20 protein-coding genes and 1 pseudogene are annotated in these 21871 nt (G+C 69.3%); 10 read left to right on the forward strand and 11 right to left on the reverse strand.

Annotation, left to right across the window (positions count from 1 at the left end):
* Positions 1–38: 38 nt before the first annotated feature.
* Both VIW71_RS25925 and VIW71_RS25930 read right to left on the reverse strand, forming a co-directional pair.
* Positions 39–254 (reverse strand): DUF5326 family protein, encoded by a 216-nt coding sequence (locus tag VIW71_RS25925; protein WP_331625063.1) that lies wholly within the window; start codon positions 252–254, stop codon positions 39–41.
* Between the two features lie 146 nt (positions 255–400).
* Positions 401–718 carry a cupin domain-containing protein gene (locus tag VIW71_RS25930; protein ID WP_331625077.1) on the reverse strand — a complete coding sequence of 106 codons (318 nt, stop codon included), beginning with the start codon at positions 716–718 and terminating at the stop codon, positions 401–403.
* Between the two features lie 78 nt (positions 719–796).
* Here VIW71_RS25930 and VIW71_RS25935 point away from each other — a divergent pair, with 78 nt between their 5' ends.
* The 3 genes from VIW71_RS25935 to VIW71_RS25945 all read left to right on the forward strand — a co-directional run bounded on the left by VIW71_RS25935 (position 797) and on the right by VIW71_RS25945 (position 2940).
* The gene (locus tag VIW71_RS25935; RefSeq protein WP_331625064.1) at positions 797–1174 is read left to right on the forward strand and encodes a phage holin family protein; all 378 of its coding nucleotides are present in this window, start codon (positions 797–799) and stop codon (positions 1172–1174) included.
* A gap of 38 nt (positions 1175–1212) precedes the next feature.
* Entirely contained in the window at positions 1213–2340 is a 1128-nt protein-coding gene (locus VIW71_RS25940) for a cystathionine gamma-lyase (RefSeq protein ID WP_331625078.1), read from the forward strand.
* 108 nt (positions 2341–2448) lie between these two features.
* Positions 2449–2940: an NUDIX hydrolase gene (locus VIW71_RS25945; RefSeq protein WP_331625065.1), complete on the forward strand. Its 492-nt coding sequence runs from the start codon at positions 2449–2451 to the stop codon at positions 2938–2940.
* Between the two features lie 35 nt (positions 2941–2975).
* Here the strand turns inward: VIW71_RS25945 and VIW71_RS25950 are convergent.
* The 3 genes and pseudogenes from VIW71_RS25950 to dnaB all read right to left on the reverse strand — a co-directional run.
* Positions 2976–3115 (reverse strand): annotated as a pseudogene (locus VIW71_RS25950) (flavohemoprotein); the annotation flags it as partial.
* 185 nt (positions 3116–3300) lie between these two features.
* Positions 3301–4686 carry a serine hydrolase domain-containing protein gene (locus VIW71_RS25955; protein ID WP_331625066.1) on the reverse strand — a complete coding sequence of 462 codons (1386 nt, stop codon included), beginning with the start codon at positions 4684–4686 and terminating at the stop codon, positions 3301–3303.
* Between the two features lie 128 nt (positions 4687–4814).
* Complete coding sequence (dnaB, locus tag VIW71_RS25960) at positions 4815–7181, reverse strand: replicative DNA helicase (protein ID WP_331625067.1); 2367 nt, start codon at positions 7179–7181, stop codon at positions 4815–4817.
* A gap of 459 nt (positions 7182–7640) precedes the next feature.
* Here dnaB and VIW71_RS25965 point away from each other — a divergent pair, with 459 nt between their 5' ends.
* Positions 7641–9029 carry an MATE family efflux transporter gene (locus tag VIW71_RS25965; RefSeq protein WP_414720851.1) on the forward strand — a complete coding sequence of 463 codons (1389 nt, stop codon included), beginning with the start codon at positions 7641–7643 and terminating at the stop codon, positions 9027–9029.
* 181 nt (positions 9030–9210) lie between these two features.
* Here the strand turns inward: VIW71_RS25965 and rplI are convergent, their stop codons facing one another.
* From rplI to rpsF, 4 genes are read right to left on the reverse strand one after another with little or no spacing between them, the layout of a single operon-like run.
* A complete protein-coding gene (gene rplI / locus VIW71_RS25970) occupies positions 9211–9660 on the reverse strand; it encodes a 50S ribosomal protein L9 (RefSeq protein WP_331625068.1) in 450 nt (149 codons plus the stop codon).
* Between the two features lie 18 nt (positions 9661–9678).
* A complete protein-coding gene (gene rpsR / locus VIW71_RS25975) occupies positions 9679–9915 on the reverse strand; it encodes a 30S ribosomal protein S18 (RefSeq protein ID WP_031512678.1) in 237 nt (78 codons plus the stop codon).
* 41 nt (positions 9916–9956) lie between these two features.
* Entirely contained in the window at positions 9957–10526 is a 570-nt protein-coding gene (locus VIW71_RS25980) for a single-stranded DNA-binding protein (protein ID WP_331625069.1), read from the reverse strand.
* Between the two features lie 44 nt (positions 10527–10570).
* Entirely contained in the window at positions 10571–10861 is a 291-nt protein-coding gene (rpsF, locus tag VIW71_RS25985; protein ID WP_205045254.1) for a 30S ribosomal protein S6, read from the reverse strand.
* Positions 10862–11138: 277 nt separating this feature from the next.
* Between rpsF and VIW71_RS25990 the strand changes: the two genes are divergently transcribed.
* The 3 genes from VIW71_RS25990 (at position 11139) to VIW71_RS26000 (ending at position 13796) form a co-directional block, all read left to right on the forward strand.
* On the forward strand, positions 11139–11435 hold the full coding sequence (locus tag VIW71_RS25990) for a hypothetical protein (protein ID WP_331625070.1): 297 nt from the start codon (positions 11139–11141) through the stop codon (positions 11433–11435).
* A gap of 162 nt (positions 11436–11597) precedes the next feature.
* Complete coding sequence (locus VIW71_RS25995; RefSeq protein WP_331625071.1) at positions 11598–12719, forward strand: lipid II:glycine glycyltransferase FemX; 1122 nt, start codon at positions 11598–11600, stop codon at positions 12717–12719.
* Positions 12720–12755: 36 nt separating this feature from the next.
* On the forward strand, positions 12756–13796 hold the full coding sequence (locus VIW71_RS26000) for an alanine racemase (protein ID WP_331625072.1): 1041 nt from the start codon (positions 12756–12758) through the stop codon (positions 13794–13796).
* 86 nt (positions 13797–13882) lie between these two features.
* Here VIW71_RS26000 and VIW71_RS26005 read toward each other — a convergent pair whose 3' ends face one another.
* Entirely contained in the window at positions 13883–15337 is a 1455-nt protein-coding gene (locus tag VIW71_RS26005; protein WP_331625073.1) for a glycosyltransferase family 87 protein, read from the reverse strand.
* A 100-nt stretch (positions 15338–15437) separates the two neighbouring features.
* Complete coding sequence (locus VIW71_RS26010) at positions 15438–17744, reverse strand: transglycosylase domain-containing protein (RefSeq protein WP_331625080.1); 2307 nt, start codon at positions 17742–17744, stop codon at positions 15438–15440.
* Positions 17745–18484: 740 nt separating this feature from the next.
* Here VIW71_RS26010 and VIW71_RS26015 point away from each other — a divergent pair.
* The 3 genes from VIW71_RS26015 to VIW71_RS26025 all read left to right on the forward strand — a co-directional run bounded on the left by VIW71_RS26015 (position 18485) and on the right by VIW71_RS26025 (position 21723).
* Complete coding sequence (locus VIW71_RS26015; protein ID WP_331625074.1) at positions 18485–19126, forward strand: PadR family transcriptional regulator; 642 nt, start codon at positions 18485–18487, stop codon at positions 19124–19126.
* 23 nt (positions 19127–19149) lie between these two features.
* Positions 19150–20232 (forward strand): inositol-3-phosphate synthase, encoded by a 1083-nt coding sequence (locus VIW71_RS26020; RefSeq protein WP_331625075.1) that lies wholly within the window; start codon positions 19150–19152, stop codon positions 20230–20232.
* Positions 20233–20403: 171 nt separating this feature from the next.
* The gene (locus tag VIW71_RS26025) at positions 20404–21723 is read left to right on the forward strand and encodes an MFS transporter (RefSeq protein ID WP_331625081.1); all 1320 of its coding nucleotides are present in this window, start codon (positions 20404–20406) and stop codon (positions 21721–21723) included.
* The last annotated feature ends 148 nt before the right edge of the window (positions 21724–21871 follow it).

The raw sequence follows: 21871 nt of genomic DNA on the forward strand, positions 1-21871 counted from the left end.
GGGGGCGGCCCGCACCGGTCACGCCGTCCGGACCCGGCTCACCAGTCGCGCCTGTCGCCGGACGAGGACGAGGTGACGCGCTTGACCACGAAGACCAGCGCACCGACCAAAATCACGAACACCACCACCTTGAACAGCAGCCCCACCACGATGCTGATCAGGCTCGCGACCAGTCCGCCGAAGATCACCAGGGCGATGACCGGGATGCCGATCCACTTCACCCACCAGGGCAGGCCCTTCAGCAGCTTGTCCATCTCCGTCCACCACTCCTTCGCCGTGACGCGTCCGGACTGTCCCCAAGGCGCGTTTCCTGGCGGTTCTCCGCCCGTACTGTCGACTGTAGGGCCACCGGTGCCCGCCGCGGACGGCCCGCGGTCCCGATCCGACCCTGAACCGTCCCCTAGGTTTCCGGCGGCGAGAAGACCACCATGACCCTGAGGTCCTCGGTGATGTGGTGGAAGCGGTGCGGCGTCCCGGCCGGTACGTACACGACGCTGCCGCGGGCGACGGTGGTGGTCTCCTCCCCCACGGTGATCGCGGCCCGCCCGCTGACCACGAGGTAGATCTCGTCCTGTCCGTGCGGCTTCTGCGGATCGGTGTCCCCGGCCTTCAGCGCGTACAGCCCCGCCGACATGGTGCGCTCGCGCAGGAACTGGAGGTACGCCCCCTGGTTCGCCTCCCGTTCCGCGTCCAGGTCGTCCAGCCGGAACACCTTCATCGCCACTCCTCTGCCGCTGTCGTGCCACGGTCCCGCCAGGCCTGTCGCCCTGGTCATCGGTTCTGCGACGATCACATCATGAAGAACTTCGTCGTCAAGACCCTGGCCAACGCCGGTGCCCTCGGTGTGGCCGTGTGGATCGTCAAGGACATCACCCTCACAGGTGACTCAGGCGGCCACAAGGCCCTCACCCTGATCCTCGTCGCACTCGTCTTCGGCCTGGTGAACTGGCTCGTGAAGCCGATCGTGCGGGTGTTGTCCTTCCCGCTGTTCATCCTCACCCTGGGTCTGATCACCCTGGTGGTGAACGCCCTGATGCTGCTGCTCACCTCCTGGCTGGCCGGCAAGCTCGACCTGCAGTTCCACGTCGAGGGCTTCTGGACCGCGGTGGTGGGCGGTCTGATCGTCAGCATCGTCTCGTGGGCGCTGCACGTCGTGCTGCCGGACGACGAGTGAGCGCGGCGGCCGGGGGGAATCCGGGGTACGGTCCGGGGCTGCAGGGCGACAGCACCCGCAGCGTGCACGCGGGGCGGCCCCCGGCGACCGCGTACGAACCGTCGCTGCCGGGCCCGGTCTTCGTCTCGCACTACCACCTCCCGGGCGAGGCCACCGGCCCGTACACGTACGGCCGGGACGAGAACCCGACCTGGGACCGTCTGGAGGCGGCCCTCTCGGAGCTTGAGGCGCCCGGCGACCCGGCAGCCACCACCCTGACGTTCGCCTCCGGCATGGGCGCGGTCGCAGCGGTGCTGCTGTCGCAGGTACGCGCCGGGCAGACGGTCGTCCTGCCGTCCGACAGTTACCAGGCGACGCGTTCGCTGCGCGAGCGCCTGGAGTCGTACGGCGTCGGCGTGCGGCTCGCGCCGACCGTGGGGGACGCGCAGCTCGCGGCGCTGGACGGCGCCCGGCTGCTGTGGCTGGAGACCCCGTCGAACCCCGGTCTTGACGTGTGCGACATCCGCCGGCTGGCTGACGCCGCGCACGCGGTGGGCGCGCTGGTCGCAGTCGACAACACCCTGGCCACCCCGCTCGGCCAGCGACCGCTCGACCTCGGCGCGGACTTCTCCGTGGCCAGCGGCACCAAGGCGCTCAGCGGCCATGGCGACCTGCTGCTCGGGTACGTCACCACGCGCTCCGCCGAACTGGCCACCGGAGTACGGCAGTGGCGCAAGACGGCGGGCGCGATCCCCGGACCGATGGAGGCCTGGCTGGCGCACCGCTCGCTGGCCACACTCGCGCTGCGGGTGGACCGGCAGGCCGCGAACGCGCTGGCTCTCGCGGGTGAGTTGCTGAAGCGTCCCGAGGTGACGGGCGTACGTCATCCCGGGTTGCCGTCCGATCCCGCGCACCCGGTGGCCGTGGCGCAGATGCGGCGCTTCGGCAGCGTGGTGTCGTTCGCCCTGCCCGACCAGGCGCACGCCGAACGCTTTCTGACCGCGCTGCGGCTCACCGCGGAGGCGACGAGCTTCGGCAGCGTCCAGTGCACGGCCGAGCGCCGGGCTCGCTGGGGCGGGGACGCGGTGCCGCCCGGTTTCATCCGTTTCTCAGTGGGTGTCGAGGACCCGGAGGACATCCTCGACGATGTGCTGGGGGCACTGGACGAGGCAGCCGCCGCGGCCTGACCCGGCTTGACCGGGCGCACGCGGAGGGGAAGCGTACGCTCCGATTCGCCGCGACTGCCACGTTTGCCCCAGCCTCCGGTGCGGCAGATGTCTGGCATGCCCCCGGACATGCCTTCCAGTCCCACCACCCGCCCGGTGGTGAAACGCACCGCCCGCGCCATCCTGTTCGACGGCGACCAACTGGTCCTCATCAAGCGCACCAAGCCCGGCCTCGCGCCGTACTGGCTGACGCCCGGTGGCGGCGTCGAGGACGACGACGCCACCGTGGTCGCCGCGCTGCACCGCGAGATGGACGAGGAACTGGGCGCGAAGGTCGCCGAAGCGGTGCCGGCCTTCGTGGACACGGTCGAGCACATCGCGGACGACGGCTCGCACGGCGTGAAGGTGCAGTACTTCTTCGCCTGCCGACTGGCCTCGATGGACCTCACCCTGCGACACGGCCCGGAAGTCGAGGAGCCGGACGGGGAGTACGAGGTGGTGCGGGTGCCGTTCAGCCGGATGGGCATCGCCTCAGTCGGCATCGTCCCGCTGACCCTCCGGCACTACCTGGACGCGAACATCGAGGGAGTGCGCGGGTTGCTGGGCCCGGACCTGGGCTGACGGCCGGCGTCACGCACCTGAGTCGCCCGCCGCCACCCGCTCAGGCACAGCAGGCCGTCTTCCGTGGTGTGGTCCACCACCATCGACCCGGCGGGCGGACCGCGCTGGATGACATCACCCGGTGCGGCGCGGTTGACCAGGCATAGCTCACCCAGCCCGCCGGCACCGCCCGTATTCGCTCAGTTCGTCACTTGCGTCACGCCTGGTGCGCCACGAAGGTGGCACAGTGTGCGACCGGGCTGGACGAATTGCGTGAAGGACGGGTTGCGCGGTGGGGTTGTCGCACAGGATCAGCGGCTCGTGTGCCGGTGTTTCACGTGAAACACTCAGCGTGACGGTTCGGGGCGAACGGCAATACGCTCAGTGCCAGCCCGGAAAGCCACCCGGCACCGGAGCCTCCGGATCGTACGGCTCACGGGTGAACACGAAGGACCCCAGGTCCACATGGCTCACTGAACCGTCCTCCCGGCGCACCGCGCGCAACGTCTCGCCCGCGTAGTAACCCTCACGACCGGTCCAGGTGCCGTCATGTTCCACGTGGAACCGGGAACCGCGGCCCTGGCCGTTCATCGGCGCGACGTACAGCTCACCGGAGGCCCGCACTCGCAGCAGGAAGGCCGACGTTCCCCAGTACCAGGGTCCGGCGAGGTCCAGCAGGCCGCTGTCGAGCTGCTCGGCGGGCCGCCAGGCCGCCGGGAAGCCGGGCTCAGCGTCCGCGGTGATCGCCAGCAGATCGGCTGCGATCGCGCTCACGGCGGGCCCGGAGGTGCAGTTGGCCAGTGCGAGCGCGCCGACACCGTCCTCGACACTCACCCACAGCGCGGCGAGGAAGCCTGGCATCGAACCGGTGTGACCGGCGAGCGTACGACCGTCCCGACGCAGCAACTGCACACCCAGGCCGTAACCGCCGTCCGGGTCTGTGGCCTCGGGCGGCGCCGCCGGCTCGCGCATGTGCGCCACCGTCTCCGCGCCCAGCACGTCCTCGTGCCCCATCGCCAGGAACGCCGCCCACCGCGCGAGGTCCGCGGCCGTCGACCACAACTGGCCCGCGGGCGCCATCCGTCCGGTCTCCTGTACGGCCTCGGGCCGCATCACGTCCGCCCACGGGTGGACGGCGAAACCCACGGCGGCCGGGGACTGCTGCAGCAGCGTCGTCCGCGTCAAGCCCAGCGGTTCGAGTACCTCCGCCCTCAGCGCGGCACCCCATGGCATGCCCCGCACCTTCTCGACCAGGGCGCCGAGCAGTGCGTACCCGGGGTTGGAGTAGTGGTAGCGGCGCCCGGCCGGATGCTTGCCGGGCTCCGCGCCCAGCACATCGGCCAACTCCGGCCGCAATTCGCCGGGCGTGCGCTCCCACCAGGGCCCCGGCGTCTCGGAAGCCAGTCCCGAGGTGTGCGCGAGCAGTTGACCCACCGTCACCTCACCGGCGGTCGTCCCCGGGAGGTGCCTGGCCAGCGGATCGGTCAGCTCCAGCAGGCCCTCGTCACGCAGCCGCATCACCAGCACGGCGACGAACGTCTTGGTGATCGACCCGATCCGGTACTGCGTGTCCGCGTCCGGCGCGTGCCTCTCGATCATGCTCCGCGACCCGGTCCACACCAGCCGCCCGTCCCGTACCACCGCCCCCACCAGCGACGGCGTCCGGCCTTCCGCCTGTCCTACGGCGACGCGACGCAGCAGCGCACGCCGGGTGGCCGACAGCAGTTCGTCGTCGTGCGCCGCCGAGGGTGCGGGGTCAGCGGTCACTCGTCGTACGCCTCTCTGCCGGTACGGTGCGCGGTCCGCACGTTTCATGCGGCCTCACAGGCTCGCGTCGTCCCAACGCGCGTGCCACAGCTCAGGCTGAGACTGTGCCACGAAGTCCGAGACCCACATCAGGTCTGGGCCATGTCCACGAAGCGGGAGTAGTGGCCCTGGAAGGCCACAGTGATCGTGGCGGTGGGGCCGTTGCGGTGTTTGGCGACGATGAGGTCTGCCTCGCCGGCGCGAGGGGACTCCTTCTCGTAGGCGTCCTCGCGGTGGAGGAGAATCACCATGTCGGCATCCTGCTCGATGGAGCCGGATTCGCGGAGGTCGGAGACCATCGGCTTCTTGTCGGTGCGCTGTTCGGGGCCGCGGTTCAGCTGGGAGAGGGCGATGACCGGGACCTCGAGCTCCTTGGCGAGGAGTTTGAGGTTGCGGGACATGTCCGAGACCTCCTGCTGGCGGCTCTCGGGGCGGCGGGAGCCGCCGGACTGCATGAGCTGGAGGTAGTCGATGACGACCAGGCGCAGGTCGTTGCGTTGTTTGAGGCGGCGGCACTTGGCGCGGATCTCCATCATTGACAGGTTCGGGGAGTCGTCGATGTAGAGCGGGGCCTCGGTGACGTCGGACATGCGGCGTGCGACCTTGGTCCAGTCGTCGTCGGTCATCGTGCCGGAGCGCATGTGGTGCAGGGCGACGCGGGCCTCTGCGGACAGCAGACGCATCGCGATCTCGTTGCGGCCCATCTCCAGGGAGAAGATGACGCTGGGCATCTTGTGCGCGATGGAGCAGGTGCGGGCGAAGTCCAGGGCGAGGGTGCTGTTGTGCGTGGGCACCATCGCGCGAGTGGCCAGGTACAGGTGATCCGGGTTGTCCACCTGCACGCAGCGAACCGGCACGCTCTCGATCTCGCGCACGTCGGTGATGAAGCGCCGGGCCGGCTTCGGGGTGCCGTGGCGCCTGCGCTCCGCATGCAGCCGTCGCTTGCGCGCCAGCCGGAAGACGTCGTCGTCGGTTGCGAAATGGACGACGTGGGCGAGGGACGACTCTCCGGAGCGCCCGTGGACGCGCTTGGTCGTCGTACGGCAGCGATGGCCCAGACTCGCCAGCAGTTCACGGAATCCCTCGGTCAGCGCCGGGTCGGCGGCCGTGAACCGAACGGAACCGGTGGCCGTGACCGCTCCTCCGGCGTCGAGCAGTCCGGCGAGCAGTGCCCGGCGCTGGGCGAGTGAACCACGCAGATAGTCCTGCGGGATGTGCGTGCATCCCGGGCGCGCGGGTTCGTCGCCCTGACCTTCGCTGTGGCCGCTGCCTCCGCCCAGCCGCACACCCAGTGTGTACGGAGGAACCGGCAGCTCCGCAGGTGGGAGATCGAGCGGAGCCGCATCGCTCACGGAGTGGTTCAGCCGCCGGTCGGCCAGGTTCGTGCACCGCAAGGTCGCCGCGATCTCCTTGGTCGTCTTGACCGAAGCACGCTTTCCCCGCCGCTCCGGACCGCTCCTCCCGTTCGCCCGCCGTGAGGCCCTGGTATCGGTGAGCCATTCGTGGTCCGCGTCGGCGACGACCGTCGTCCCGTCGTCGAAGGTGACTTCGTAGCAGGGACGCCCGACCATGACATCGGTGGCGGCGACCACGCGCGTCGGTGTCCCGTTTGCGGCGATCAAGTGGTCTCCGGCCCGGACCGCGCCCATGGTGGTCCACCCGGTGGGAGTGGCGAGCACCGTGTCGAGGGCCAGGGCCTTGCCCATGGCGGGGCGGGCGGCGATGACGATCATCTGGCCCGGGTGCAGGCCGTTGGTGAGGGAATCCAGATCGGTGAAGCCGGTGGGCACGCCGGACATCTGGCCGCTGCGGGAGCCGATCGCCTCGATCTCGTCGAGCGCGCCCTCCATGATGTCGCCGAGCGGCAGGTAGTCCTCGGAGGTGCGCTGCTCGGTCACCGCGTAGATCTCGGCCTGCGCGTTGTTGACGATGTCGTCCACGTCACCGTCGGCCGCATAACCCATCTGGGTGATACGGGTGCCCGCTTCGACGAGTCGGCGCAAGACCGCGCGTTCGTGCACGATCTCGGCGTAGTACTCGGCATTCGCGGCGGTGGGCACCGCGTTGACCAGGGTGTGAAGGTACGGGGCGCCGCCGACGCGGGCGATCTCGCCGCGTTTGGTGAGCTCGGCTGCGGTGGTGATCGGGTCGGCGGGCTCGCCGCGGGCGTAGAGGTCAAGGATCGCGGTGAAGATCGTCTCGTGCGCCGGGCGGTAGAAGTCCGCGCCCTTGAGCACCTCCACTACGTCGGCGATGGCGTCCTTGGAGAGCAGCATGCCGCCGAGCACGGACTGTTCCGCGTCGAGGTCCTGTGGCGGGACCCGCTCGAAGCCCCCGCCGCCCTCGGAGAAACGGTTGTCGTCCGGGGTGTTCTTCTTGCGGAAGGGGCTGACGGCGGGGCGGTCGTCCGGTGGGAGGTCTCCCCAGTGGTCGCCGGAGGGTTCGGGCTGGCTCATCCCCGGCACCTCCTCCCCGTTCGACACCGGTCCCCGACCGGGCCCCCGTGCGTGCCACTCTTTCACGGCGCGCGGCTGACATATGAGCCACCCGGCCTCCACTCGCGGCGCGTGCACAGGGGCGGTCCACGGTAGGTCGGGGAGGCTCAACGGTAGGCCCCCGGGCGGCCCGGACCAACCTGGTTATCCACAGGGGGTGTGGACGGCCGCGCCATACCTGTGGAGAACTGCCCCCAACCTGTGTACAGCCCTTGGGACAGCGCTGTGGACAAGCTCTTCACCAGCCAGGCCGACCGGCGCTGACCTGGTCTTTCTTCATCCATAGCCTGTGCAGGAGAAAAACTTTTCCGGTCCACTCAAGATCGCCACAAACAACGCGGAGGAGATCACTCTGCGCAGTCATCCGTAATGACCAGACCCGCATCTCACCGCTTACTTGTGGACGATTAAGCTGTGCTTGTGAATCCGGCCGTCAAGCCCTCCGAACAGCACCGCCCCACCCGCCTCCCCGGACCCGTACGACGCCGCCACGACAGGGAGATCATCGCCCTCGCGCTGCCCGCGTTCGGCGCGCTCGTCGCGGAACCCCTGTTCGTGATGGCCGACAGCGCGGTCGTCGGACACCTGGGCACCGCGCAGCTCGCCGGGCTCGGTGTGGCCGCCACCCTGCTCACCACCGCCGTCAACATTTTCGTGTTCCTGGCATACGCCACCACGGCCGCCGTCGCTCGCCGGGTCGGCGCGGGTGACCTGCCCGCGGCACTGCGCCAGGGCATGGACGGCATCTGGCTCGCTCTGCTGCTGGGCGCCCTCGTCATCGTGGGCACCATGCCGACCGCACCCGCGCTGGTGGACCTCTTCGGCGCCTCCGGCACGGCCGCCCCGTACGCGACCACGTACCTGCGGATCAGCGCGCTCGGCATCCCCGCGATGCTCGTGGTGCTCGCGTCCACCGGCGCCCTGCGCGGCCTCCAGGACACCCGCACCCCGCTCTACGTCGCCGTCGCCGGCTTCACCGCCAACGCGGGCCTGAACGTGACCCTGGTCTACGGCGCCGGTCTCGGCATCGCGGGCTCCGCCTGGGGGACGGTCATCGTGCAGAACGGCATGGCGGCCGTCTACCTGTGGGTGGTAGTACGCGGCGCCCGCTCGCGAATCCCCGGCGGCAACAGCGACTGGCGGTCCGTACTGCGCCCCGACGCCGCCGGAATCCGGGCCTGTGCGCGAGCCGGTGCGCCGCTGCTGATCCGCACCGTCAGCCTGCGGGCCGTCCTGATGATCGCCACCGCCGTCGCCGCCCGGCTCGGCGACACCGAGATCGCCGCACACCAGATCACCCTCACGGTGTGGTCGCTGCTGGCCTTCGCGCTGGACGCCATCGCCATCGCCGGGCAGGCCATCATCGGCCGCTACCTCGGCGCCGACGATCCGGAGGGCGCGCGGGCTGTCTGCCGCCGAATGACGCAGTGGGGCGTTACCTGCGGAATCATCCTAGGGCTGTTGGTGGCACTGACCCGGCCGCTGATCGGACCGATGTTCAGCTCCGACCCGGCCGTACAAGACGCCCTGACGTCCGCACTGCTCGTGGTAGCGGTGGGACAACCGGTCTCCGGGGTGGTCTTCGTCCTCGACGGGGTACTGATGGGCGCCAGCGACGGACCGTATCTCGCCTGGTCGATGCTGGTCACGCTGCTGGTCTTCGTTCCCGCCGCGCTCGCGGTGCCTGCCCTCGGCGCGGGCCTGGCCGCGCTGTGGTGGGCGATGACCCTGATGATGCTCACCCGGCTCGCCACCCTGTGGCTACGGGCCCGCTCCGGCCGCTGGGTGGTGACGGGGGCGGCCCGCTGAGCCCCCCCCTGGCCCCTCGTACGGACAGGCCGCATGACCCCGAGCGAGGGAGGGATCAGGACCGCCGTGGCCGTAGGACGAGCCGTAGGACGAAAAGGGCCGGGCACCCGAAACGGGATGCCCGGCCCTTCCATGTTCCACGTGGAACACATGATGCCGTTCCACGTGGAACATCAGGCCGTTACGCGGCCACGACCTCCAGGTCGAGCACAGCCTCGACCTCGGGGTGCAGGCGCACCGAGACCTTGTGCGCGCCGAGCGTCTTGATCGGCGCACCGACCTCGACCCGGCGCTTGTCCACCGCGGGGCCGCCCGCGGCCTTGATCGCCGCGGCGATGTCGGCGGGGGTGATGGAGCCGAAGAGCCGACCGGTGTCACCGGCGCGGGTGCTCAGCTTGACCTTGACACTCTGGAGCTGCGCCTTGACGCTGTTCGCGTCCTCCAGCGAGTGGATCTCGCGGATGCGGCGGGCCCGGCGGATCTGCTCGACATCCTTCTCGCCACCCTTGGTCCACGCGATGGCGAAGCCCCGCGGGATCAGGTAGTTGCGGGCGTAGCCCGGCTTGACGTCGACGATGTCGCCCGCGGCACCGAGACCACTGACTTCGTTGGTGAGGATGATCTTGGACATACTTCGGTCACCCTCTCCTTATCGAGCCGTCGAGGTGTACGGCAGCAGCGCCATCTCACGGCTGTTCTTCACGGCCGTGGCGACGTCACGCTGGTGCTGCGTGCAGTTGCCGGTGACGCGGCGGGCACGGATCTTGCCACGGTCGGAAATGAACTTCCGCAGCATGTTCGTGTCCTTGTAGTCCACGTACACGGTCTTGTCCTTGCAGAACGCGCAGACCTTCTTCTTCGGCTTGCGCGGGGGCGGCTTCGCCATGGTGTTTCTCCTATGCGATCAAGAAGTGGATGGATCCGCCCTTAGAAGGGCGGCTCGTCCGAGTAGCCGCCACCGGAGGAACCGGAGCCACCGCCCCAGCCACTCCCGCCTTGGCCGCCGCCGGCCGGCGCGCTGGTCGCCCACGGGTCGTCGGCGGGAGCACCGCCGCCACCCTGCTGGCCGCCCCAGCCACCGCCCTGGCCGCCACCGCCGCCGTAACCGCCGGCCTGACCGCCACGGCCGCCACCACTGGTCTTGGTGACCTTGGCCGTCGCGTTCTTCAGGCTGGCGCCGACCTCGTCGACGTCCAGTTCGTAGACCGTCCGCTTGACGCCTTCACGGTCCTCGTACGACCGCTGCTTGAGGCGGCCCTGCACGATGACGCGCATGCCGCGCTGAAGCGACTCGGCGACGTTCTCGGCCGCCTGCCGCCAGACCGAGCAGGTCAGGAAGAGGCTCTCGCCGTCCTTCCACTCATTGGTCTGCCGGTCGAAGGTGCGGGGAGTGGACGCGACGCGGAACTTCGCGACCGCCGCACCGGACGGGGTGAAGCGCAGCTCGGGGTCGTCGACAAGATTGCCGACAACCGTGATGACGGTCTCGCCTGCCATGGGATGACCTCTCGGCGGTATGTGCTGCTACTCGGAAACCCGGATCAGTGCAGTTCCGGGCGGAGGACCTTGGTCCTGAGCACCGACTCGTTCAGGTTGAGCTGACGGTCCAGCTCCTTGACGACCTCAGGCGTGGCCTTGAGGTCGACGACCGAGTAGATGCCCTCGGGCTTCTTGTTGATCTCGTAGGCGAGACGACGGCGGCCCCAGGTGTCGACCTTCTCCACGCTGCCGCCGCCGTTGCGGACGACGGACAGGAAGGACTCGATCAGCGGGGAGACAGCGCGCTCCTCGAGATCGGGGTCGAGAATGAGCATGAGCTCGTAGTGACGCATAGGGGAACCCACCTCCTTTGGACTCAGCGGCCACGGCGTTTCCGTGGCAGGAGGGTTTGTCTTGCGTCGCAACGGTAGCGCGGGCCACTGACAATGACCCCGAGCCCCTGGCAGGGGCTGGTCGGAGGCGGTGGGCCAACGCGGGCACCGTTGCAGACCGTAAAGACTACCCGCCCCTGCCCCCTGGGTTGAAATCCGCCCCCTTATGACCCCAATCTGTACACATCGGGTGTGTAGGGCGCTACAGCGCGCCATGACTCCGTCACGGAGGTGCCCCATGGCACAAGACGCGGAACGAACCCACCACTTCACCTTCAACACCGACGGCCGGCCGCATCCGCTGGAGAACACCTTCGTCGCCCTCACCGCCGTGCTCGGCGCGGTCGCGGTGGTCACCTGCGCGTTCGACAACCTTCATGTGCTCAGTGCGTGGACCGGCCTGGCCGGAATCCTCACCGGCGGTTACGGCCAGTTCATCTCGGCGACGACGGCGGAGCGTTTCGCGCTGGTCATCACCCTGGGCATGGCCGCGGTCGGCTTCTACATCGGCATGGCCAACGGAGGGCTCGCCTAGCGGGCCTCGTCCAGCCGGTTCCGGTCCTCCCGAGACCCCTCGTCGCGGCCCGCCGAGACCCCCGGCGTGGTTATCCACAGGGCTGGCGGGGCGGCATCCCCCGCGCAGTAGGCTTCGGGCCAGTAGTGAAGCCCGCAGTCGTGAGCATGGGGAGCGCCCCGCATGAGCCTGACCCTACGGACCATCAGCCGAGAGCAGCACCTGGCCTACATCCAGAGCCTGCCCTCGGCGAGCCACTGCCAGGTCCCCGCGTGGGCTGATGTCAAGGCGGAATGGCGCTCGGAGAACCTCGGCTGGTTCGACGACACGTCCGGGCAGATGGTGGGAGTCGGCCTCGTCCTCTACCGGCAGATCCCCAAGGTGAAGCGCTACCTGGCGTACCTTCCCGAGGGCCCGGTCATCAACTGGTACGCGCCGAACCTGGACGAGTGGCTGCGGCCGATGCTCGACCACCTCAAGCAGCAGGGCGCGTTCACCGTGAAAATGGGCCCCCCGGTGATCATCCGCCGCTGGGACGCGGGCGCGGTCAAGGCCGGCATCGCCGACCCCGACGTCAAGCGACTGCGCGACGTGGAGGCGACCTTCATCGAGCCACGCGCCTTCGAGGTGTCCGATCGCCTGCGCCGGATGGGCTGGCAGCAGGGCGAGGACGGCGGCGCGGGCTTCGGGGACGTCCAGCCGCGGTACGTGTACCAGGTCCCGCTGGAGAACCGATCGCTCGACGACATCCTCAAGAACTTCAACCAGTTGTGGCGCCGCAACATCAAGAAGGCCGAGAAGGCCGGCGTCCAGGTGGTCCAGGGCGGCTACGACGACCTGCCCGTCTGGCAGGCACTGTACGAGGTCACGGCCGAGCGCGACCACTTCCGCCCGCGCCCGCTGTCGTACTTCCAGCGCATGTGGACCAAGCTCAACGCGGAGGACCCCAACCGGATGCGGCTGTATCTGGCGGTGCACGAGGGCGAGGCGGTGGCCGCCGCCACCATGCTCACCGTCGGCCGGCACGTCTGGTACTCCTACGGTGCCTCCGCCAACCACAAGCGCGAGGTCCGGCCGTCCAACGCGATGCAGTGGCGGATGCTGCGCGATGCGTACGCGATGGGCGCCAGCGTCTACGACCTGCGCGGCATCAGCGACTCCCTGGACGAGAACGACCATCTGTTCGGCCTGATCCAGTTCAAGGTGGGTACCGGCGGCCAAGCTGCCGAATACTTGGGCGAGTGGGACTTCCCGCTCAACAAGCTCCTCCACAAGGCACTCGACATCTACATGTCGCGCCGCTGACCGCCCGACTCGCAGCAGAAAGGTCCTCACCAGACCATGGCGCTCACCTTGTACGTCGACACCGCGCGCTGGCGTGCGCACCAGCACTCCGTGGTGGACCAGTTCCCCGGAATAGTGCCCGTCTGCAAGGGAAACGGCTACGGCTTCGGCCATGAGCGCCTCGCCGACGAGGCGACCCGGCTGCGCGCCGACATGCTCGCGGTCGGCACGACGTACGAGGCAGCGAGGATCAAGGACTTCTTCAGCGGTGACCTGCTGGTGCTGACCCCGTACCGCCTCGGCGAGGAACCGGTGCCCCTGCCGGACCGGGCGATCCGCTCGGTGTCCTCGGTGGAGGGCGTACGCGGCCTGGTGGGCGCGCGGGTCGTCGTCGAGGTGATGAGCTCCATGCGACGGCACGGCGTCGCCGAGGAGGACCTGGTCAAACTGCACACCGCGATCGACGATGTACGGCTGGAGGGCTTCGCCATCCATCTGCCGCTGGACCGTACCGACGGCACGGACGCGGTGGAGGAGGTCTTCGCCTGGATGGAGCGGCTGCGCGCGGCCCGCCTGCCGCTGCACACCATGTTCGTCAGCCACCTCAGGGCAACCGAACTGGCCGCGCTCCAGCAGCAGTTCCCGCAGACCAGGTTCCGGGCGCGGATCGGCACCCGGCTGTGGCTCGGCGACCACGACGCGACCGAGTACCGCGGGGCCGTCCTGGACGTCACCCGGATCGCGAAGGGCGAGCGGTACGGCTACCGGCAGGAGAAGTCGGCCGCCGACGGCCATCTGGTGGTCGTGGCGGGTGGTACCTCGCACGGCGTCGGCCTGGAGGCGCCCAAGGCGCTGCACGGTCTGATGCCGCGGGCCAAGGGGGTCGCGCGGGCCGGGCTCGCCACCGTCAACCGCAACCTGTCCCCTTTCGTGTGGGCGGGCAAGCAGCGCTGGTTCGCCGAGCCGCCGCACATGCAGGTGTCGATCCTGTTCCTGCCGGGCGACGTGGCACCGCCCGCGGTCGGCGACGAACTGGTGGCGCACCTGCGGCACACGACGACCCAGTTCGACCGGGTCGTCGACCGGCAGTCGGCCTGACCGTCCGGCGGGGACCGTAGCGCCGCGCGCCCCCGTACCGCGCACTCCCGCAAGGCCGGCCGCACAAGGACGCCCTGCCAAGGACGTCAGGCCACGTGCTTCGGCTCGTGCGGAACCGGGCCCAGTACGAACACGTCCTGCGCGCCGTCCAGTACCCCGCCCGCCGGGTCGTCCTCGCCGCCCTGCCGCAGCACGTCGTACTCGGGGCGCAGGATGTCACGCACCACCAGGGCGCACAGGTAGAGGATGCCCAGCAGGTGCGCCCCGACCGCCAGGTGGTACGCGTCGGGGGTCAAGCCGTGGTGCTTGGTGCCGGTGACGTAGGCGAGCCGCATCCAGATGCCGAGGAAGTACAGCACCTCCGCGCCCTGCCAGATCAGCAGGTCCCGCCAGCGCGGCCGGGCCAGCACCGCGAGCGGCAGCAGCCACAACACGTACTGCGGGGAGTAGACCTTGTTGCTGAGCAGCAGCGCGGCCACCACCAGGAAGGCGAGCTGGCCGATCCGCGGGCGGCGGGGAGCGTAGAGCGCGAGGGCGGCGATGCCCGCGCACAACAGCAGCATCAGCGCGGTGGCGTACGCGTTCACGCCGTGCAGCGGGTTGCCACTGCGTTCCATGATGATCAGCCACAGCGAGCCGTAGTCGGTGGGCCGGGTGCGGCTGAAACCGTAGAACTGCGACCAGCCGTCCCGGGCCAGCAGGATCACCGGGAGGTTGACGGCCAGCCACGCCCCGGCGCTGCCGCCCAGCGCGGCGGCGAAGGCCCGTAGCCTGCCCGCGCGCAGACAGAGGATGAACAGGGCACCCAGCAACAGCACCGGATAGAGCTTGGCGGCGGTCGCCAGACCGATCACCACACCGGCCGCCAGCGGGCGGCTGCGCGACCACAGCAGCATCCCGGCGGCGGCCAGGGCGACCGCGAACAGGTCCCAGTTGATGGTCGCGGTCAGCGCCAGCGCGGGGGACAGGGCGACGAACAGCCCGTCCCAGGGACGCCGCCCGTTGGTGCGCGACACGCACACCACGAGCACGGCGGCGCAGATCAGCAGCATCCCGGAGTTCACGATCCAGTAGATCTGCGCGCGGTGCTGCCCGCTGCCGCCGTGCGGGGTCAGCCAGGACGCGACCTCCATGAACAGCCCGGTGAGCACCGGGTATTCGAGGTAGTGGATGGTGGACGCGCCGGAGACGGCGTCCGGGATGCGGTCGAAGTACGGCACCAGGTCGGTGGCGAAGCCGCGCTGCGCGTACAAGTGCGGGATGTCGGAGTAGCAGGCGTGGATGTACTGCTCGTTACCGGTCGTGAACCAGCCGCCGGAATAGCAGGACGCCTTCTGCGCCATACCGAGCGCGAACAGCCCTATGACGGCCAGGGCCATCACCCGCAGCGGGTTCCACCAGCGGTGGCCACCGCTCCGGGCCCGGCGGCCGGCCGGGCCGCCGATGAGCTCGCTGCCGGCCGCAGCCAGCGGGTCCTCGTCGGTGGGACGCACCGGCAGCTCCCGCCGGCCGTCCTCTTCGCGGTCGCGCACGCTCGTCATGGCGACATCCTGCCGTACCCGGCCAGGACACGAAGAGTCCCCGTGGCCGGGCGGCCACGGGGACTCTTCGGTCACCTCACTCAGCCCGGCGGGGCCGGGATCAGGTGCCCGCCGGTTTCCTGGTCCCGCCGCCTCCGGTCGGATCAGTGGTCGGCGTCGGCGAGGTCTGCGTCGGGGTCGGTGTCGCGGTGCAGGTGGGGTCCCAGGGCATGCACACCTCGGTCGGCGTCGGCGACGGCGACGGGGACGTGGTGGGAGGCTTCTTGCCCGGCTTGGTGGGCGGCGCCGTCATCGTCGGCGGCGCGGTGGTGGGCGGCGCCGTGGTGGGCGTCGGCGTCGTCGCGGTCGGCGACGGCTTCGGCGTCGGGGCCCCGGGCTCGTTCTGCGCCGGGCCGAGCTTGGTGGCCTCCGGGAACCCGGGGTCCTCCTTGCCGCCGAGCGCGGCCTTCATGTAGTCCGTCCAGATGGTGGCCGGCATGTCACCACCGTGCGTGGACGGGAAGCCACCGGTACCCGCCATGGGCAGCAGTTTCCTGGCCGTGGAGTCCTGCCGGAACATCACCACGGCCGTCGAGTACTGCTGGGTGTAGCCGACGAACCAGGCCGACCGCGTACCGCCGGGGCTGTCCGTGGTACCGGTCTTGCCCGCCGTGGTCCGGCCCAGCGCCAGGGCCTTGGTGCCGGTGCCCTTCTTGACCACGTTCTCCAGCACCTTGGTGACGTTGTTGGCGACGTTGGCCGCCATCGCCTGCTTCGGCTTGGGCTTGTCGAAACCGGCCAGCTCCTGACCGTTGCGCAGCACCTTGGTGACCGAGTACGGGTCCACCTGCACGCCGGACTTGGCGAAGGTGCCGTAGGCGTCCGCCATCCGGATCGCGCTCGGCGTCGAGGTACCGATGGAGAACGACGGGACGAGTCCCGCCATGGTGCTCTCCAGCAGCCCGGTGCTCACGGCGGTGTCGCGCACCTTCTTCAGGCCCACGTCCTCGCCGAGCTGGACGAACGGGGTGTTGATGGAGTGCTGCATCGCCTCGTTGAGCGTGATGTAGCCGCGGTCGTACTCGTCCTCGTTCTTCTGCTTGAAAGGCTTGTTCTCCTTGTCGAGGACGACATTGCCGTCGTAATCCTTGATCACCAGCAGGTCGTCGGAGTTGTACTTGCTGTCCGGCGTGATGGGCTTGCCGTTGCTGTGGTTGGTGCCGTACTGCATGGCCGCGGCCAGCACGAACGGCTTGAAGGTCGAGCCCACCGGGACGCCGCTGGTGTTGGCGTTGTTGTTGAACTCGTGGTGCTCGTAGCCCTCACCGCCGTAGATCGCCACGATCCGGCCGTCACCGGGGACCACCGAGGCGGCGCCGAACTGCACGTGGGTGTCGGCGTCCGAACCCTTGAGGTTGACGTCGTCACCGAGGTACTTGTGGCCGCCGCCCGGTTTGATGTTCTTCTTCCGTACCTTCTGGACGGCCTTCTTCAGCGCTTCGACCTTGTTCTTCTCGAAGGTCGTGTAGATCTGGTAGCCGCCGCGGGTGAGCTGCTCGGCGGTGATCTCGGGTTTGGAGTGGGCGCTGACGTACTTGTTGGCGGTGTCCACCAGATAGCTGATCTGACCGCTCATCCCGGCCTGGACCTTGAGCCCCTGCGGCATCGGGTACTTCGTCCACTTGGCCCGCTCCTCCGCGGTCATGTGGCCGTATCTGACCTCCTGGTCCAGGATCCACGACCAGCGGCCCTCGGAGCGCGCCCGGTTGTGTTCGGGGGTCGCGGCGGGGTCGATGTTGGTGGCCCCGAGCGGGTCGTAGTACGTCGGGCCCTTGAGCAGCGCGGCGAGGAACGCGCACTGGCTGGGGTTCAGCGTCTCCGCGTCAGTGCCGTAGTAGGTCTGCGCCGCCGCCTGCAGACCGTACGCGCCGCGGCCGAAGTAGGAGGTGTTCAGGTAGCCCGTGATGATGTCCTGCTTGCTGACACTCGCGCCGACCTTTATGGAGATGAACAGCTCCTTGAACTTGCGGCTGACCGTCTGCGACTGGTCGAGCATGGAGTTCTTCACGTACTGCTGGGTGATGGTCGAGCCGCCCTGCGTCTCGCCGCCCTTGGCCATGTTGAACAGGGCGCGGGTGATGCCCATCGGGTCGACGCCCTTGTCGGTCTCGAAGGTCTTGTTCTCCGCCGAGATGACGGCGTAGCGCATCGCCTTCGGGATCTTGTCGTACGTGATGTTCTGCCGGTTGACGTCACCGCCGGTGGCCACCATCTGGGTGCCGTCGGCCCAGTAGTAGACGTTGTTCTGAGCGGTCGCGGTCTTGTTCTCGTCCGGGATGTCGACCATGGCGTAGGCGATGCCCGCGATGCCGATGAGCGTGCCGAAGAAGCCGATGAAGACCGCGGTCACCTGGCGCCAGGACGGCATCCAGCGGCGCCAGCCCTCCTTGCCGAAGCGCGGGTAGTCGATGAAGTGCTTCTTGGCTGGGCGGCGGCCGGGGCCTCGCCCGCCGCGTCCCACCGGGCCGCCGGTGCCGTTCGTCGCCCCGAGTCCGCTGGTTCCGCCGGCTCCGGGGCCGCTCCCGCCGATCCTGCGTCGGCCGCCACGTCCCTGCGCCGCCCGGCGGGCTGCCGCGCGGCCTTCGTACGGTCGCTGCTCGTCGGCGGACGCGGGGGGCGTCGTCGGCTGCTGCCCTCCGCGCCTGGCGGCAGCACGGCCGCCGGACGGCGGCTGCGGTGGCTGCGGCGGCTTGCGACGGTGCTCGCTCATGAACAGCTACTCCTCGACAGGCGGGATCGCCTGCAGGCATCGATGACATTCCGGTCGGTCCCCCTGCGTGCGGCTGGATCAGGCCGCACTGCGCCGAGGACCAAGACGCACCCCGACGTCACAGGGTTCCCGGTGCTACGCATGGCGAACAGAGTACGCACGGTCGAAAGATGCTCTACGTGCATATCTCACACATAACGGACGGCTGGCGTTCATGGATTTTGGGATGTGACGCCGGTCACCACGCCACGCCTTGCGCCATATCTCGCGCCGTTCTATCGTCACGATGTATCGACTCGATACATCGAGCCGAGGCACTGCGACACCGCGGAACAAGGTAGCCGGGCCGCCGGGACGAGCAGGCAGCCAGGCCAGTACGCGAACGAGGGGACGAGGGATTGAGCAAGCGCTCCGGAATCCTCGAGTTCGCGATTCTCGGTCTGCTGCGTGAGGCCCCGATGCACGGCTACGAGCTGCGCAAGCGGCTCAACACCTCGCTCGGGGTGTTCCGCGCCTTCAGCTACGGGAGCCTGTATCCCTGCCTGAAGACGCTGGTCGCCCAGGGGTGGCTGATCGAGGAGACGGCACCGGACAGCGAACCGCTGGCCACGCCCCTCGCCGGCCGCCGGGCGAAGATCGTCTACCGGCTGACAGCCGCGGGCAAGGAGCACTTCGAGGAGCTGCTCGCCCACTCCGGCCCGGACGCCTGGGAGGACGAGCACTTCGCCGCCCGTTTCGCCTTCTTCGGCCAGACGTCGAAGGACGTCCGGATGCGCGTCCTCGAAGGGCGGCGCAGCCGCCTCGAGGAACGCCTGGAGAAGATGCGTGCCTCACTGGCACGCACCCGCGAACGGCTCGACGACTACACGCTCGAACTGCAGCGCCACGGCATGGAATCGGTGGAGCGCGAGGTCCGGTGGCTCAACGAGCTGATCGAGACCGAACGGGCCGGGCGCGTGGAGCGTCCGGCCGCCGAGCGGGACGACAACGACAACAACCAAGGGCACGGCGGCCGACCCGAGAACCGGGGAACCGCGTGACGATTACACAGGGAGCAACCGGTATGGGTTCGGTTCGCGTAGCCATCGTTGGCGTAGGCAACTGCGCCACGTCGCTGGTGCAGGGTGTCGAGTACTACAAGGACGCCGACCCGGACAGCAAGGTGCCTGGTCTGATGCACGTGCAGTTCGGCGACTACCACGTGCGTGACGTCGAGTTCGTCGCCGCCTTCGATGTCGACGCGAAGAAGGTGGGCCTCGACCTCGCGGACGCCATCGGCGCCAGCGAGAACAACACCATCAAGATCACCGATGTGCCGCAGACCGGGGTGACCGTGGAGCGCGGCCACACCCTGGACGGTCTGGGCAAGTACTACCGCGAGACGATCGAGGAGTCCGCCGAGGACCCGGTCGACATCGTCGAGATCCTCAAGGACCGCCAGGTCGACGTGCTCGTCTGCTATCTGCCGGTCGGCTCCGAGGACGCGGCGAAGTTCTACGCGCAGTGCGCGATCGACGCCAAGGTCGCCTTCGTCAACGCCCTCCCGGTCTTCATCGCCGGCACCAAGGAGTGGGCGGACAAGTTCGTTGAGGCCGGTGTGCCGATCGTCGGCGACGACATCAAGTCGCAGGTGGGCGCGACCATCACGCACCGCGTGCTGGCCAAGCTCTTCGAGGACCGCGGTGTCGTCCTGGAGCGCACCATGCAGTTGAACGTCGGCGGCAACATGGACTTCAAGAACATGCTGGAGCGCGAGCGCCTGGAGTCCAAGAAGATCTCCAAGACGCAGGCCGTCACCTCGCAGATCCCGGACCGCGACCTGGGTGCCAAGAACGTCCACATCGGCCCCTCGGACTACGTGGCCTGGCTGGACGACCGCAAGTGGGCGTACGTCCGTCTGGAGGGCCGCGCCTTCGGCGACGTTCCGCTGAACCTGGAGTACAAGCTGGAGGTCTGGGACTCCCCGAACTCCGCGGGTGTCATCATCGACGCGCTGCGTGCCGCGAAGATCGCCAAGGACCGCGGCATCGGCGGCCCGATTCTGTCGGCGTCCTCGTACTTCATGAAGTCCCCGCCGGTGCAGTACTTCGACGACGAGGCGCGGGAGAACGTGGAGAAGTTCATCCGTGGCGAGGTCGAACGCTGAGCGTGGTCGGCCGATCGGCGGGTCACGTCGATGTCGTCCGACCGTCCTGGTCCGACAAACCGGTCTGACGCACCTGAGCTGACCGCACTGATCTGACCGCGACACCGCACGAGGGCCCGGGTCCCGTACCCGGGGCCTCGTGCGTCATGTGAGGCTGTCTGCATGGCGTCCATGGCTGTCGTACGCGATCTTCGCGTACTGCTGCGGCTGACCGGCTTCCGGCGGCTGTTGGTGGTGCGCGTGCTGTCCCAGCTCTCCGACGGCGTCTTCCAGGTCGCGCTCGCCGCCTATGTGGTCTTCTCCCCGGAGAAGCAGACGTCACCGGCGGCCATCGCCTCGGCGATGGCCGTCCTGTTGCTGCCGTACTCGCTGCTCGGCCCGTTCACCGGAGTGCTGCTCGACCGGTGGCGGCGCCGGCAGGTGCTGCTGTACTGCAACCTGCTGCGGGGCGTGCTCTCCTGCGGCACCGCCGGGCTGATCCTGCTGCACGCGCCGGACTGGCTGTTCTATCTGTCCGCGCTGTCGGTGACCGCCGTCAACCGCTTCGTGCTGGCCGGGCTGTCCGCCGCGCTTCCCCGGGTGGTGGACGAGGAGCGCCTGGTGATGGCGAACTCCCTCTCGCCTACCGCGGGCACGGTCGCCGCTGCCGCGGGCGGCAGCGCCGCGTTCCTCGTCCACCTCGTCGTGGCCGAGGGCTCGGGCGCCGAGGCGGCCACCGTACTGCTTGCCGCACTCCTGTATCTCTGCGCCGGCCTGTCCGCGCTCGCCCTCGGACGCGACCTGCTCGGACCTGACCTGCCGGTGAGCGGCGCGGTACGGATCGGTGCGGCGATCGCCTCGACGGCGCGGGGGCTCCACGAGGGGCTGCGTCACCTGCGGCAGCGGCCCGCCGCCCCGCAGGCGATGACCGCGATGACCGCGATGCGCTTCTGCTACGGCGCCCTGACCGTGACCGTACTGATGCTCTGCCGCTACGCCTGGGCCGACGCACCGCACCGATCGGACCGGCCAACGGCGGGCGACGACGGTCTGGCGCTGCTGGGGCTCGCAGTCGGACTGTCAGCGGCCGGGTTCTTCGCGGCTGCGGTCGTCACCCCGTGGGCCACCAACCGGTTCGGCACTACGGGCTGGATCGCCGGCTGCTCGGCCGCCTCCGCGCTGCTGCTGCCGCCGCTCGCGCTGCCTTTCACCGTCGGGCCGATGATGCTGGCGGCCTTCGCGCTCGGAGTCACCACGCAGGGCGCCAAGATCGCCACGGACACCGTCGTGCAGACACAGGTGGACGACGCCTACCGGGGGCGGGTCTTCTCGCTCTACGACGTCGCCTTCAACGTGGCGTTCGTGGGCGCGGCAGCCGTCGCCGCGCTTACACTGCCCACCGACGGGCGATCATCGGGACTGATCCTCGCCCTCGCCGTCCTCTACGCGGCCACAGCCGTGGCGATGGCACGGGTGCGCAATGTTTCACGTGGAACACAGCGGGCGGGGTGAGCCGGCGGAGCGAGGGGGCGGTGTTCCACGTGGAACACCGGCGAGCGGGCGGTACCGGATGAAGTTCGGTTTCACGTGGAACATCGGCGAAGGGTCCGCATCGGTCCGCAGCCCCCGATCAGTTGCCGGCGCCGGGTGGGGGCGGTGT

Origin of the sequence: Streptomyces sp., assembly GCF_036524955.1 — a bacterium.
Lineage (GTDB): Bacteria > Actinomycetota > Actinomycetes > Streptomycetales > Streptomycetaceae > Actinacidiphila.

Excerpts from the sequence above, each read along its gene's own strand:
- VIW71_RS25925 (WP_331625063.1), bottom strand. The coding sequence starts at position 254 with ATGGACAAGCTGCTGAAGGGCCTGCCCTGGTGGGTGAAGTGGATCGGC.
- VIW71_RS25930 (WP_331625077.1), bottom strand. The coding sequence starts at position 718 with ATGAAGGTGTTCCGGCTGGACGACCTGGACGCGGAACGGGAGGCGAAC.
- VIW71_RS25935 (WP_331625064.1), top strand. The coding sequence starts at position 797 with ATGAAGAACTTCGTCGTCAAGACCCTGGCCAACGCCGGTGCCCTCGGT.
- VIW71_RS25945 (WP_331625065.1), top strand. The coding sequence starts at position 2,449 with ATGCCTTCCAGTCCCACCACCCGCCCGGTGGTGAAACGCACCGCCCGC.
- dnaB (WP_331625067.1), bottom strand. The coding sequence starts at position 7,181 with ATGAGCCAGCCCGAACCCTCCGGCGACCACTGGGGAGACCTCCCACCG.
- rplI (WP_331625068.1), bottom strand. The coding sequence starts at position 9,660 with ATGTCCAAGATCATCCTCACCAACGAAGTCAGTGGTCTCGGTGCCGCG.
- rpsR (WP_031512678.1), bottom strand. The coding sequence starts at position 9,915 with ATGGCGAAGCCGCCCCCGCGCAAGCCGAAGAAGAAGGTCTGCGCGTTC.
- VIW71_RS25980 (WP_331625069.1), bottom strand. The coding sequence starts at position 10,526 with ATGGCAGGCGAGACCGTCATCACGGTTGTCGGCAATCTTGTCGACGAC.
- rpsF (WP_205045254.1), bottom strand. The coding sequence starts at position 10,861 with ATGCGTCACTACGAGCTCATGCTCATTCTCGACCCCGATCTCGAGGAG.
- VIW71_RS25990 (WP_331625070.1), top strand. The coding sequence starts at position 11,139 with ATGGCACAAGACGCGGAACGAACCCACCACTTCACCTTCAACACCGAC.
- VIW71_RS25995 (WP_331625071.1), top strand. The coding sequence starts at position 11,598 with ATGAGCCTGACCCTACGGACCATCAGCCGAGAGCAGCACCTGGCCTAC.
- VIW71_RS26000 (WP_331625072.1), top strand. The coding sequence starts at position 12,756 with ATGGCGCTCACCTTGTACGTCGACACCGCGCGCTGGCGTGCGCACCAG.
- VIW71_RS26005 (WP_331625073.1), bottom strand. The coding sequence starts at position 15,337 with ATGACGAGCGTGCGCGACCGCGAAGAGGACGGCCGGCGGGAGCTGCCG.
- VIW71_RS26010 (WP_331625080.1), bottom strand. The coding sequence starts at position 17,744 with ATGCCGTCCTGGCGCCAGGTGACCGCGGTCTTCATCGGCTTCTTCGGC.
- VIW71_RS26020 (WP_331625075.1), top strand. The coding sequence starts at position 19,150 with ATGGGTTCGGTTCGCGTAGCCATCGTTGGCGTAGGCAACTGCGCCACG.
- VIW71_RS26025 (WP_331625081.1), top strand. The coding sequence starts at position 20,404 with ATGGCTGTCGTACGCGATCTTCGCGTACTGCTGCGGCTGACCGGCTTC.